Genomic DNA, 12,865 nt, shown 5'->3' with positions numbered 1-12,865 from the left:
CCAAGTAAAATGGCAAAAGCTCCGCACGGCAAGAACGAGCCGCCCAAGATCGTCATCGTCAAGAAGATCACCATGGTCGCCGGGGGACACCACGGCGGCGCGTGGAAGGTCGCCTATGCCGATTTCGTGACCGCGATGATGGCGTTCTTCCTGCTGCTGTGGCTGCTCGGCGCGACGACCGAGAAGCAGCGCAAGGGCATCGCCGATTATTTCGCGCCGACGCTGATCGACAAGAAGCGCGTCGGGATCGGCGGGCAGGGGATCGGCGGCGGCGAATCGCTGACGTCGAAGGAGAAGACCGGGCCGAAGGCGGGCACGTCGGACCTGCATGCGCTGGCGCTCGTCACCGACAATCCGGTCGGTGAGGCCAAGGGCTTCGGCAAGAAGGGCTCGCTGCGCAGCGCGAGCGCGATCGCCAAGGAGGACGCCAAGAATTTTGCCAAGCTGCGCCAGCAGGTGATGGAAAAGATCGCCGCGCAGCGCGAGCTGGCGAAACTGGCGAAGCACATCCGCTTCTCGATGACGCCGGACGGGATGCGCATCGATCTGGTCGACGATGCCGATTATTCGATGTTCGCGCTCGGAACGACGGCGCTGGCCACCGATGCCTCGGCGCTGATCGGGCTGGTCGCGCAGGGGATCAAGGAGACGCAGAACCCGATCATGATCCGCGGCTATACCGACAGCCTGCCCTATGGCGATCCGCGTGCGATGAACAACTGGATGCTGTCGTCGGGCCGCGCCGAGGCGACGCGCCGCCGGCTCGCGCTGGGTGGCATCCCGGAGGCGCGTTTCAACCGGATCGAAGGCGTCGCCGACCGCGAGCCGATGATCGCCGACAATCCGCAGGACCCCCGCAACCGCCGCGTCGCGATCACGTTGCTCTATCGCGCGGGAACGTTCGGGCAGTAAAGCCTTCGTCATTCCCGCGAAGGCGGGAATCCAGACGCGCAGGTCCGCCGATAGGAGCGTGATCGGCAGGGGTTCTGGATTCCCGCCTGCGCGGGAATGACGGTCACCCTTAAACGATCGCCGGTCGCGGATCGACATGCGTCCGCCGCGACGCGTGCCGGCGCAACCCGATCAACGGCCGCAACGGTCCAATCGCCCGCCCACCCAGATAGAAGGCCCAGCACCCCGCCAGCGTCGCCGCGACCAGCACCGCGAACGCCACGCCGCCGGGCAGTGCGAGCGGCGCCAGCCAGAAGGCGACCAGCACGATGATCGACTGGTGGATAATGTAGAAGGGGAACACCGCTTCGGTCAGCATCCGCCGCCACGATCGGTCGCGGTTCCAGTGTCCGTCGGCATAGCCGATCAGCGCCGCCACCGCCGCCCAGCCCTCGACCGATCGCGCCACCGAGAAGACGATCCCCCACGGATAGGGCATCCGGCTGCCCGGCCAGCGGATCTCGATTCCCGCCACCACCACATAGGCCAATAGCGCGATCGCCGCCGACGCCTTCCATCGCGCGACCAGCGCTGCCAGCGTCTGCGGCGCGCACGCCAGCGCATAGCCGAACAGGAAGAACGGAAAGTAGCTGAAGTGCGCGACGCCGTCGTCGACCAGCCCGTGCGTCTCGCGCGCGCCGGGGAACAGCCAGAAGCCGACGAACACCATCCAGGCGATCGGCACGATCAGCAGCGCCGGACCGCGCATCGTCCACACGAACCCCGCCTGCATCGCGCGCCGCAGCCCCTGCGGCAGCAGCAGCGCGCCGGCGGCGAGCACCAGCGTATAGACCCACAGATAGGCGACGAACCACAAATGGTTCCATGCCGGCACGAACAGCAGACCGAGCGCGCCGAACCGGAAGTAATCGTGCCACCAGAAGTGCCAGAAGCCCTCCGCATAGCCGTATTTCTCGACCATCTCGACCCACGGCTGCACCGGAACGATCACCACGATGCCGAAGATCAGCGGCACCAGCAGCCGCAGCGAGCGCTGCCGCGCGAACCGCCACGGCGCCTTGTTCCGCAGCATAAGCGCCCGACTGGCATAGCCCGAGACGAGGAACAGCAACGCCAGCCGCCACGGGTTCGACGCCATCATCGGCACCGCCACCCACCACGCGCCCGGCAGCTTCGCATGAAAGTCCCACGGCACGAACACCATCCCGACATGATAGACGATCAGGATCGCGAACGCCCCGATGCGGAGCCAGTCCAGGCCGTAATGACGCTGCATTTGCGGTCGCCTAGCACTGGTTGGCGGCTGCTGCGACTTTGAACTGCCACGCCACGCGCGTATATGGCGGTCATGTCGATCCGTCCGTGGCGCGATATCGCGCGTCGTCCCAGCCGCCAGATCATGGTCGGCAACGTCCCCGTCGGCGGGGATGCCCCGGTCACCGTGCAGACGATGACCAATACGCCGACCGAGGATGCCGCCGCGACGATCGACCAGATCCGCCGCTGCGAAGAGGCCGGGGCGGACATCGTCCGCGTCAGCTGCCCCGACGTCGCCTCCACCGCCGCGCTCGGCCAGATCGTCCGCGCCGCCAAGGTGCCGATCGTCGCCGACATCCATTTCCACTACAAGCGCGCACTCGAAGCCGCCGATGCCGGCGCGGCGTGCCTGCGCATCAACCCCGGCAATATCGGTTCGTCGGATCGTGTCGCGGAGGTAGTGCGCGCCGCCAAGGCCAATGGCTGCGCGATCCGCATCGGCGTCAACGCCGGCTCGCTCGAGAAGGACCTGCTCGAAAAATATGGCGAGCCGTGCCCCGAGGCGCTGGTCGAATCGGCGCTCGACCATATCAAGCTGCTGCAGGACCACGACTTCCACGAATATAAGGTCGCGGTGAAGGCGTCGGACGTGTTCCTTGCGGTCACCGCCTATCAGGGGCTCGCCGAGGCGACCGACTGCCCGCTCCACCTCGGCATCACCGAGGCCGGCGGGCTGATCGGCGGGACGGTGAAGTCGTCGATCGGGCTCGGCTCGCTGCTGTGGTTCGGGATCGGCGACACGATCCGCGTCTCGCTGTCCGCCGAGCCGGAGGAGGAAGTCCGCGTCGGGTTCGAGATCCTCAAGGCGCTCGGCATCCGCAACCGCGGCGTGCGCGTGGTAAGCTGCCCGAGCTGCGCGCGGCAGGGCTTCGACGTGATCCGCACCGTGCAGGCGCTGGAGGAACGGCTCCAGCACATCCGCACCCCGATGAGCCTGTCGGTGCTCGGCTGCGTCGTCAACGGCCCCGGCGAGGCGCGCGAGACCGACATCGGCATCACCGGCGGCGGCAACGGCAAGCACATGGTCTATCTGTCGGGCGTCACCGACCATCATGTGCAGGACGCCGACATGATCGACCATATCGTCAGACTGGTCGAGGCGAAGGCCGCCGAGATCGAGGCTTCAGACGCGGCGGCGAAACTGGCGGCGGCATAATCGCGATGGGGTTTCGGATCAGCCTGCTGGCGGCGAAGGCCGACAAGGCCGCGGTGTTGTCGCAGCTGGGGCTGACCGATAGCGGTCAGGTCGACGCGGCGAACGAGGCGCCCCTGTCGGCGGCGCAATTGCCGACCGGCTGGACGATCGTCTGGGCCAATAACTGCGACTGGGCGGATGCGAAGCGGCTGGACGGCATGACGCCCCGGCCGGCGATCGCGACGCTGATGGCGCATGAAGGCGTGATGGCCGCCGATCTGCGCGTCGACGACGGCGCGGATCGCTGGTCGGTCAGCTATGGCGTCGACGAAGAAGGCGAGCTTGCCGGCGACTGGCCGGCGTCCTTTGCGCCGATCGTTGCGGAGGCGCAGGCGCGTGAGCGTGAAGACGAGAGCGGCGAGGTCGATCACCTCTTCGATATCCCCGTCGCGATCATGGAAGCGATCACCGGCCACCGCTACGATGCGCTCAGCGACGCGACCTTCACGGTCGTCACGGGCGTTGATCCGGTCGGCAAGAGGCCCTGGTGGAAAATCTTCTGACGACGGTAGACGCCGACGGCGCGATCACGATCCCTCCCGACCTGCTGCGTGACTGCGGCTTGGCAGAGGGCGATGCGGTGACGTTCGAACTGATGGAAGCCGGCGTCCGCATAGCTGGCCGCGATCCGCGCGATGACGGGCCGCATGACTGATCGATGACCAACCCGCGTTATCTTTCCCCGGCGCTGGCGCTCGGCGTCGCGGCGGGCGGGATCGGGCTGTTCTCGATCATGGACGCGTTCATGAAGTCGCTGGTGCTGGCGATCGGCGTCTACAATGCGCTGCTGTGGCGGACGCTGCTCCAGAGCGCGATCGGCGGTGTGGCGTGGCGGGCCGGTGGCGGTCGACGGATCGGGGCGCGGGCGCTCAGGCTGCATCTGGCGCGCGGCGCGCTCACCACCGCGATGGCGCTGCTGTTCTTCTGGGGGCTGGCGCGCGTGCCGATGGCGCAGGCGATCGCGCTGACCTACATCGCGCCGCTGCTTGCGCTGCTGCTCGGCGCGTGGCTGCTCGGAGAGCGCGTCGGCGCGCGGGTGGTCGGCGCGTCGCTCGCCGCGCTCGCCGGGGTGGCGGTGATCCTCGCCGGGCAGGCTCGCATGACCCTCGGGCCGGAGGCGCTGGTCGGCGCGGGTGCGATCCTTGCCTCGGCGATCCTGTACGCGATCAACCTGATCGTCGCGCGGCTTCAGAGCCAGGCGGCGACCCCCGGCGAAATCGCCTTCGTGCAATCGGCGATCATCGCGCTCCTGCTGCTGTGCGCCGCGCCGTGGCTGGCGGCGCCGCCCGCTGCCGCGCTGTGGTGGAAGATCGCGGTCGCCGCGCTGCTCGCGTCGGCGTCGCTGTTTCTGCTTGGCTGGGCCTATGCCCATGCCGAGGCCGGGTTTCTGGCGACCACCGAATATACGTCGTTCGTCTATGCCGCGGTGCTCGGCTGGCTGTGCTTCGGTGAGCGCGTCGCGCCGACGACCTTGGCGGGAGCGGGCGTGATCGTTGCCGCGTGTCTGTATGCGGCGCGGCGGCGGACGGTGCCGCAAGGGGCGCTGGAAGGGGCGGCTTAACCATCATCCGCCATCCCCGCGCAGGCGGGGATCCAGAACCTCTGACGTTTCGCTTCTATCGACAGGCCTGCGCGTCTGGATCCCCGCCAGCGCGGGGATGACGGCAGGACAGTGGACGAAGGTTGGGCAGCTCATCACGACGCGCTACACCCACGCCCATGACGCTCACGATCCGTCCCGCCACGCCCGCCGACGTCCCGACGATGCTCGGCTTCGTCCGCGATCTCGCCGCGTTCGAGAAGGCGCCGGACGCCGTTCAAGCGACCGAACCGATGCTCCACGACGCCCTCTTCGGCGCATCCTCCGCCGCCGAGGCGCTGATCGCCGACCTCGACGGCCGAGCGGTCGGCTTCGCGCTCTTCTATCTCACCTTCTCGACCTGGACCGGCAAGCGCGGCCTCTGGCTCGACGATCTCTACATCGCGCCGGAGGCGCGCGGGCGGGGCGCGGGCGCGGCGTTGCTGAAGGCGCTGGCCGGGATCGCGGTCGACCGCGGCTATGCGCGCTTCGAATGGTGGGTGCTTGACTGGAACACCCCCGCGATCGACTTCTATCGCGCAAAGGGTGCGGTCGCGCAGGACGAGTGGACGGTGCAACGCGTCGATGGTGCGGCGTTGCTGGCGCTGGCGGAGCGCGGTTGATGGCGTGGGTCTGGCTGATCGTCGGCGGACTGTTCGAGGTCGGCTTCACCACCTGCCTGCGCAACGCCGACGGTTTTCGCCACATCGGCTGGACGCTCGCCTTTCTCGCCTCGGTGTCGATGTCGATGCTGCTGCTGGAAATCGCCGCGCGCAGCATTCCGATGGGCACCGCCTATGCGGTATGGACCGGGATCGGCGCGCTCGGCACGGTGCTGACCGGCATCTTGTTTTACGGCGAGGCCGTGACACCGGTGCGGCTGTTGCTGATCCTCGGCGCGGTCGGGTGTATCGCCGGGCTCAAGCTGACCGCGGGGCATTGAGGCGATGGCGCTGGATCGGGGACTGATCGACTGGGTCGCGGAGGCGCTGGCGGCGGACGGCAGCGTCACGCACCGCCGGATGATGGGCGGCGCGACGCTTTACCTCGACGGCGTGATCTTCGCGATCGTCGATGGCGACGGCGGCCTGTGGTTCAAAGGCGATGCCGAGAGTGACGCGGCATATGATGCGGAAGACTGCGCGCGCTTCACCCATCAGCGCAGCGATGGCACGGTGGCATCGATGAACTATCGTCGCGCGCCGGAAGATTGCTACGACGATGGCGAGGTGCTGCGCGACTGGGCGTTGCTTGGTGTCGCGGCGGGGCGGCGGGCGCCACCAAAGAAGAAAAACGTTTAGCCCTCTCCCCAAAGGGGAGAGGGAATATACGGTCTTATTCCCGACCCGGCACGTCATGGTCGTGCGGCTCGACGCCCTCGGCCTTGGCGGCCTCGTAGCGGTCGATCGCTTCCATGACGATCCGGCGCGCTTCCTCGCGGTCGCCCCAGGTGCCGATCCGCACCCACTTCTTCTTCTCCAGATCCTTGTAGTGGGTGAAGAAGTGCTCGATCTGCGCGAAGACGATCTCGGGCAGGTCGTCCTTCTCGCCGACATTGGCGTAATACGGGAAGGTCGAGTCGACGGGCACGCAGACCAGCTTCTCGTCGCCGCCGGCCTCGTCCTCGAGGTTCAGCACCGCGATCGGACGCGCACGGACCACGCAGCCCGGGATGAACGGCGAGCGCGCGACGACCAGCGCGTCGAGCGGATCGCCGTCCGGCGACAGCGTGTGCGGCACGAAACCGTAGTTCGCCGGGTAACGCATCGGCGTATGCAGAATGCGGTCGACGAACAGCGCGCCCGATGCCTTGTCGAATTCGTACTTCACGGGCTCGCCGCCGGTCGGCACCTCGATCACCACGTTCAGGTCGTCGGGCGGGCTCTTGCCCACCGGGATCAGATCGATACGCATTCTCTTCCCCTCTTGAGGTGCGAACGCCCCGGATCAGCGGGGCGAAAGAAGCCGATCGAGACCGGTCTCGCCGGTGCCGATCTTCTGAAGGCGCGGGTAACGCAAGCCATTATGATAGTCGAGTGCTGCGCTGCGGAAGCGATCGCCTTGCTTTACCGTCAAGGGGATAGCGATTTTTGAGCCCTTTGCGGCGGTGATCGCGGCCTTCAGTTTGTCGGCGCTATACGCCTCGCCGTCGACCGCGACGATCTGGTCGCCCACCGTGAAGCCCGCCTTGAAGGCGGCGCTGTCCCAGGTCACGCCGGTCAGCGTGCCCGATGAATCGACCACCATGCCGCCCGAATAGGTCAGGTTGGTCGATTTGGACGTGGCTTCTGCGGCCTTGAACGACGCTGTCGGCGTCTCGCTATAGGACAGTTGATAGCCGTTGCGCGCAAATCCATCGATCGGCGCGCCGCTGGCATGTTCGGTCAGCCGGCGGCGCAGATAGCCCGCCCAATCCCACGGCACGATCCCGTTCAGCGTTTTGGCGACATCGTCGAACGTGTAGGTCACCTCGCCCCAGTCGCCGTCGCGGATGCCGAAGAACGCGCGGGCGAAATCGTCGATCGACTTCGCGCCGCCCGATTTCTCGCGCAGCAGCGAATCGACGTCCATCCAGACGAGCAGCCCCTCGTTGTAATAATCCTCGCTGCGTTGCCAGCTGGTCCAGCCCTTCGGCCGGCGCTGCGAGATCACCGGATCGTTGGTGGTGTCGACCAGCGATCGCCACTGCCGCGCCGGCTGGCTGTCGTAGAGCGCCATGATCGCGGCATATTGGTCGAGCGTGTCCTGCTTGCTGACCAGCCCCGACCGCGCCTGGAGCACATAGCCCCAGAATTGCGTCTGCCCTTCATAGACCCACAGCAACGAATTGCGCATCGGCGTGCGGAAGTCGGGGGTCCACAGGTCGGCGCCGCGCCGGAACTTGCCGTCCCAGCTGTGCGTGAATTCGTGCGGCAACAGGTTGCGGCGGCCGGGGCCGTCGTTCCACTTGGTGAAATAGCCCGGCGTCACGCCATTCTCGCTCGAGCGATGATGCTCCAGCCCGATCCCGCCCAGCTTGTCGGTGATCGACAGCAGGAACTCGTATTTGTCGTAATGCTGCGCGCCGAACGTCTTTACCGCCTGCTCGACCAGCCGCTGGTGCCCGGCGATCTGCTCGGGGGTCGCGGCCAGCTCGGCGGGGTCGTCGGCGAAGACGTTGAGGTTGACGCGTGGAGAGAGCGGCCAGACCTTGCCGTACTTGCCCGCCAGCACCGGCGAATCGACCAGCACCTCGTAATTGGTGGTGTCATAGCTGTAGGTCGATCCGACCTTCTTGGCCGGCACCGCCCCCGCTGCCGTCCAGCCGTCCGGGTATTTGACCGTCATCTGGATCGGGATCTGCCGCGTGAAATAACCGGCCGGGTAGAGGCTCACCGAATTGGGCTGGAGCGAGATCATCGTCGGGGTCATCACGATCCGACCCTGATTGGTCTGCGTCGCCGAGATGAACTGGAACCGCGCCTCGACCGTCTTCGCGCCCGCCGGCACGTCGATGTGGAAGGCGTAGACGTCGACCGGGTCGCGCGTCCACTCGACGCGCTTGCCATTCGCGGTGATGATGAGCCCGGCCAGCTTCTCGATCTCGCCGCGCGGGGAGTGCGCGCCGGGCAGCCACTTCGGGAACAACAGCACCATATGCCCGGCCTGCGGGACCGGGATCGTCTCGGTGACGCGGAAGATCCCCTGCGACGAATCGCTGGCGTCGACATTGAGCCGGAGCGTGCCGGGGAAGCGCACGTCGCGTGGCGCGGGGATGGTGTCGGTAAACGGCACCGGTTGCGGCGCGCTGTTGCCGGCAGGGACCTGCGCGGCGAGCGGGGTGAGGGCGACGGAGGCGAGAAGGGCGGCGGACGCGAAACGGGCGATCATCGGGGCTCCCAAAGGACAGCGTGACTGACCCGATTAATCAGCCCGCGCGCCTCGCGTCCAGCCCCCCCGCCGTCAGTTGGCGCCCAGCACGTTGATGCTGAACGCGATCACGCCCAGATTGAAAACGAACCCGGCGAGGCACTGCCCCAGCACCGCGCGCCGCACCGTCCCCGATCGGATCGTCACGTCGGAGGTCTGGAAGGTCATCCCCAGCGTGTAGCTGAAATAGACGAAGTCCCAGTAATCGGGCGTGTCGGTCCCCGGAAAGTCGATCCCGCCCGCATCCTTCCCGTCATCGCCCGGCATGTAGAACAGATGCGCATAATGCAGCGCATAGACCATGTTCGAGAACAGCCACGCCAACGCCAGCGTGACGATCACCAGCAACCGCGTCGGATCGCTTTGCCGCCCCTGCAATTCCTCGTGCACCGCGGTCAGGATCACCAGCATCACCGCCGCGGTGATCGCCAGCAGCAGCGTGCGGTTGGCGTCGTTGGCCTGCGCGACGACGCGCATCTGCGCGGGGCTGTCGTGGCGCGGCAGCCGGATCATGCTGAGCAGAAAGACGATCGCCGCGACATCGAATCCCGCCATCGCCCCGCGCCCGCGCCCGAACGCCGGCCACAGCGCCGCGACCGCGATCACCAGCACCACCGCGAACAGCACGAAGCGCGGCGGTGCGATCCGCCGTCCCAACCCCCACCAGCGCGCGCGATCGTCCATGCGAACAGCCGCTAGCGCGCGGCGGCGTCCGCGACTAGATGCGCGCTTTCTTATGGCCCGTATTCCCACCCCGCAGCGCGTGCGCGGCACGCAGGACATCTTCCGCGACGAGCAGCGCCGCTTCGCGCATGTGCTCGACACCTTCGACCGCGTCCGCCGGCTCTATTGCTTCGAGCGGGTCGAGGTGCCGGTGTTCGAGGACACGCAGGTCTTCGCGCGCTCGATCGGCGAGACCACCGATGTCGTCTCGAAGGAGATGTACACCTTTCCCGACAAGGGCGACGATCTGCTGACGCTCCGCCCCGAGTTCACCGCCGGGATCGCGCGCGCCTACATCACCAACGGCTGGCAGCAGTTCGCGCCGCTCAAGCTGGTCACCAGCGGCGCGGTGTTCCGCTACGAGCGCCCACAGAAGGGCCGCTATCGCCAATTCCACCAGATCGACGCCGAGATACTCGGCGCGCCCGAGCCCGCGGCGGACGTGGAGTTGCTGACGCTCGCCGATCAGTTGCTCCACGAGCTGGGCGTCGCCGAGGGCGTGACGCTGCAACTCAACACGCTCGGCGATGCCGCGACCCGCGACGCGTGGCGCGATGCCCTGGTCGCGCATTTTGAGGCGCATCGCGGTGATTTGAGCGAGGACAGCCTGACGCGGCTCGACAAGAACCCGCTGCGCATCCTCGACAGCAAGGACCCGCGCGACCGCCCGATCGCCGACGCCGCGCCGGGCATCGACGCCTATATGAGCGCGGAGGCCGGCGCGTTTTTCGACAGCGTGCAGAAGGGCCTCGACGCTGCCGGCGTGCGCTGGACCCGCAACGAGCGGCTGGTGCGCGGGCTGGATTATTACCGTCACACCGCGTTCGAGTTCGTCACCGACCGGCTCGGCGCGCAGGGCACGGTGCTGGCCGGCGGTCGCTATGACGGGCTGGTCGAGAGCCTCGGCGGCCCGGCGACCGCGGGCGTGGGCTGGGCGGCGGGGGTCGAGCGGCTGGCGATGCTGCTGGAGGAACCGGCGGCGACGCGGCCGGATGTGGTGCTGGTGGTAGAGAACGACGCCGCGCAAACGGAAGCGGTCGCGGCGCTCGCCAAATTGCGTCGTGCCGGGGTTTCGGCCGAACTGGTCGCGACCGGTTCGCCCAAGAAGCGCTACGATAAGGCGCTCAAGCTCGACCCGGCCGAGACGCTGACCTTCGCGCTCGACGGCGACACGGTCGCCACCCGTGGCCGCGTGCTGCGCGGCGACACCTCGCGCGCCGCGGAAGTCCTCGCGTGACCCCACTTCTCCCCCGTCGCCCCGGCCTTGAGCCGGGGCCCCGCTGCCTTTCCGACGTCGCGGCAAAAGCGGGATCCCGGCTCAAGGCCGGGATAACGAAGGAAGGTCGCCCATGACCAGCATCTCCATCGACCGCATCCGCCAGATCGAGGCGCGCCGCGACGAACTCGCCGCGCAGATGGCGACCGGCAATCTCGACGGCGACCGCTTCGTCGCGGTATCGAAGGAATATGCCGAACTCGAACCCGTCGCGCAGGCCGCCAGCGAGGTGCGCCGGCTGCGGCAGGAGGCCGAAAGCCTCGCCTTCATGGCCGGCGACGCCGACGCCGAGCTGCGCGCGATGGCCGAGGAGGAATTGCGCGACAACCGCAACGCGCTCGACGCCGCCGACCGTAAGCTCGCGCTGGCCTTGCTCCCGCGCGACGCCGCCGACCAGCGCTCGGCGATGCTCGAGGTCCGCGCCGGGACCGGCGGCGACGAGGCGGCGCTGTTCGCGGGCGACCTGTTCCGCATGTACCAGCGCTATGCCGAGGGGCAGGGCTGGCGCGTCGAGTTGATCTCCGCCTCCGACAGCGATGCCGGCGGCTACAAGGAAGTCGTCGCCAGCGTCACCGGCTCGGGCGTGTTCGCGAAGCTGAAGTTCGAGAGCGGCGTCCACCGCGTCCAGCGCGTCCCTGCGACCGAAAGCGGCGGGCGCATCCACACCTCGGCGGCGACCGTCGCGGTGCTGCCCGAGGCCGAGGACGTCGACGTCCAGATCGACGAGGCCAAGGATTTGCGCATCGACGTCTATCGCTCGTCGGGGCCGGGCGGGCAGTCGGTCAACACCACCGACTCGGCGGTGCGCATCACCCACTTGCCGACCGGGCTGGTGGTGATTCAGCAGGACGAGAAGTCGCAGCACAAGAACAAGGCCAAGGCGCTCAAGGTGCTGCGGACGCGGCTCTACGAGGCGGAGCGCGAGCGGCTCGCGGCGGAACGCTCGGGGACGCGCAAGGCGATGGTCGGCTCGGGCGACCGCTCGGAGCGGATCCGGACCTATAATTTCCCGCAGGGGCGGGTGACCGACCACCGGATCAACCTGACCCTCCACCGCCTGCCGGAGATACTGGCGGGCGAGATGGACGATCTGATCGGCGCGTTGATTTCGGAGGATGAGGCGGAGCGGCTGGCGACGCTGGAGGCCTAGCGCGGCCTGCCGCGTGCCGCGGCAAGACTCGCGCAAGCCCGGCCGGCGGGTGGCCCCGGCCACCCGACCGACGACGCGGCTTCGCCGCGGCGCTACGCGCAGGCTGGCCCGTCGCATGCTGCGACTGGACTCAACCAAGCCCGGCCGGCGGGGCTACGCCCCGACCGACGACGCGGCTTTGCCGCGGCGCTGTCCTACAGCCGCCTACTCACGCTATCTCCATCCATCCCTGCAAAAATGGTCCCGCCCATGTCCCATCGTCATTGCGAGCGCAGCGAAGCAATCCAGGGTTGTCACCCGGACGCCCTGGATTGCTTCGCTACGCTCGCAATGACGGCGGCGCCGCGAATGTCGAGACACCGCACCACCGTCTCAACATTCACAACATTGGCAGCTGGAAACGACGCCAAACCAAACCACCGTCGCCCCGGCCTTGAGCCGGGGCCCCGCTGCGTCTCGACCCAAGTGAAAGCGCGACCCCGGCTCAAGGCCGGGGCGACGAAAGATGCTGTTATCTCCGTCAATGATGGAAACGATCAGGGAATCGAAACCACCCCACACTCCCAAACCCGAACGTTGAAACACCCCGCCAGCGTCTCAACATTCGCAACATTCGCGTCGGTCACCGCCGCATGACCGCCGCCCGAAACGCCCTCCGCGACGCCGCCGCGCGCTTCGCCTTCTCGCCGACCGCGCGGCTCGACGCCGAGCTGTTGCTCGCCCATGCGCTCGGCATCGACCGCAACCGCCTGCTGCTCACGCTCGACGACCACGACGTCCCGCCCGTCTTCGCCGCGCTCGTCG

At 67.8% G+C, this 12,865-nt stretch carries 15 protein-coding genes (1 of these 15 only partly in view); 11 read left to right on the top strand and 4 right to left on the bottom strand.

Features of this window, described 5'->3' with window-relative positions:
- Positions 1-9: 9 nt before the first annotated feature.
- Positions 10-912, top strand: a complete 903-nt coding sequence (locus tag PGN12_02580; GenBank protein MEH3102768.1) for an OmpA family protein — start codon at positions 10-12, stop codon at positions 910-912.
- A gap of 109 nt (positions 913-1,021) precedes the next feature.
- Here PGN12_02580 and PGN12_02575 read toward each other — a convergent pair whose 3' ends face one another.
- The gene (locus PGN12_02575; GenBank protein ID MEH3102767.1) at positions 1,022-2,188 is read right to left on the bottom strand and encodes an acyltransferase family protein; all 1,167 of its coding nucleotides are present in this window, start codon (positions 2,186-2,188) and stop codon (positions 1,022-1,024) included.
- Between the two features lie 72 nt (positions 2,189-2,260).
- Here PGN12_02575 and ispG point away from each other — a divergent pair, with 72 nt between their 5' ends.
- The 7 genes from ispG (at position 2,261) to PGN12_02540 (ending at position 6,304) form a co-directional block, all read left to right on the top strand.
- Positions 2,261-3,385 carry a flavodoxin-dependent (E)-4-hydroxy-3-methylbut-2-enyl-diphosphate synthase gene (ispG, locus tag PGN12_02570; GenBank protein ID MEH3102766.1) on the top strand — a complete coding sequence of 375 codons (1,125 nt, stop codon included), beginning with the start codon at positions 2,261-2,263 and terminating at the stop codon, positions 3,383-3,385.
- A gap of 5 nt (positions 3,386-3,390) precedes the next feature.
- On the top strand, positions 3,391-3,927 hold the full coding sequence (locus PGN12_02565; GenBank protein ID MEH3102765.1) for a hypothetical protein: 537 nt from the start codon (positions 3,391-3,393) through the stop codon (positions 3,925-3,927).
- Positions 3,912-4,079, top strand: coding sequence for an AbrB/MazE/SpoVT family DNA-binding domain-containing protein (locus PGN12_02560; GenBank protein ID MEH3102764.1), 168 nt, complete (start codon positions 3,912-3,914; stop codon positions 4,077-4,079). The genes PGN12_02565 and PGN12_02560 overlap by 16 nt, the downstream gene beginning before the upstream one ends.
- Positions 4,080-4,082: 3 nt before the next feature.
- Positions 4,083-4,985, top strand: a complete 903-nt coding sequence (locus tag PGN12_02555) for a DMT family transporter (GenBank protein ID MEH3102763.1) — start codon at positions 4,083-4,085, stop codon at positions 4,983-4,985.
- Between the two features lie 158 nt (positions 4,986-5,143).
- Positions 5,144-5,626, top strand: a complete 483-nt coding sequence (locus PGN12_02550; GenBank protein MEH3102762.1) for a GNAT family N-acetyltransferase — start codon at positions 5,144-5,146, stop codon at positions 5,624-5,626.
- Positions 5,626-5,946, top strand: a complete 321-nt coding sequence (locus PGN12_02545) for a multidrug efflux SMR transporter (protein ID MEH3102761.1) — start codon at positions 5,626-5,628, stop codon at positions 5,944-5,946. The genes PGN12_02550 and PGN12_02545 overlap by 1 nt, the downstream gene beginning before the upstream one ends.
- 4 nt (positions 5,947-5,950) lie before the next feature.
- Positions 5,951-6,304, top strand: a complete 354-nt coding sequence (locus PGN12_02540; protein ID MEH3102760.1) for a TfoX/Sxy family protein — start codon at positions 5,951-5,953, stop codon at positions 6,302-6,304.
- A gap of 34 nt (positions 6,305-6,338) precedes the next feature.
- Here PGN12_02540 and ppa read toward each other — a convergent pair whose 3' ends face one another.
- The 3 genes from ppa to PGN12_02525 form a co-directional block, all read right to left on the bottom strand.
- Complete coding sequence (gene ppa / locus PGN12_02535; protein MEH3102759.1) at positions 6,339-6,917, bottom strand: inorganic diphosphatase; 579 nt, start codon at positions 6,915-6,917, stop codon at positions 6,339-6,341.
- A gap of 33 nt (positions 6,918-6,950) precedes the next feature.
- The gene (locus PGN12_02530; GenBank protein ID MEH3102758.1) at positions 6,951-8,873 is read right to left on the bottom strand and encodes a peptidase M61; all 1,923 of its coding nucleotides are present in this window, start codon (positions 8,871-8,873) and stop codon (positions 6,951-6,953) included.
- Between the two features lie 72 nt (positions 8,874-8,945).
- Positions 8,946-9,596 (bottom strand): DUF1345 domain-containing protein, encoded by a 651-nt coding sequence (locus PGN12_02525; GenBank protein MEH3102757.1) that lies wholly within the window; start codon positions 9,594-9,596, stop codon positions 8,946-8,948.
- Positions 9,597-9,648: 52 nt separating this feature from the next.
- Between PGN12_02525 and hisS the strand changes: the two genes are divergently transcribed.
- The 3 genes from hisS to prmC form a co-directional block, all read left to right on the top strand.
- On the top strand, positions 9,649-10,872 hold the full coding sequence (gene hisS / locus PGN12_02520; GenBank protein ID MEH3102756.1) for a histidine--tRNA ligase: 1,224 nt from the start codon (positions 9,649-9,651) through the stop codon (positions 10,870-10,872).
- Positions 10,873-10,984: 112 nt separating this feature from the next.
- On the top strand, positions 10,985-12,061 hold the full coding sequence (prfA, locus tag PGN12_02515; GenBank protein ID MEH3102755.1) for a peptide chain release factor 1: 1,077 nt from the start codon (positions 10,985-10,987) through the stop codon (positions 12,059-12,061).
- 632 nt (positions 12,062-12,693) lie between these two features.
- A protein-coding gene (prmC, locus tag PGN12_02510; protein ID MEH3102754.1) for a peptide chain release factor N(5)-glutamine methyltransferase crosses the window boundary here: on the top strand, positions 12,694-12,865 show its start. The gene runs 650 nt beyond the window's last position; the window shows 172 of its 822 coding nt (coding positions 1-172); its start codon is at positions 12,694-12,696; the stop codon falls past the right edge of the window.

This window comes from Sphingomonas phyllosphaerae (assembly GCA_036946405.1).
GTDB classification, from domain to species: Bacteria; Pseudomonadota; Alphaproteobacteria; order Sphingomonadales; family Sphingomonadaceae; genus Sphingomonas; species Sphingomonas phyllosphaerae_D.
This window is presented reverse-complemented; position numbering and strand designations above follow the sequence as displayed.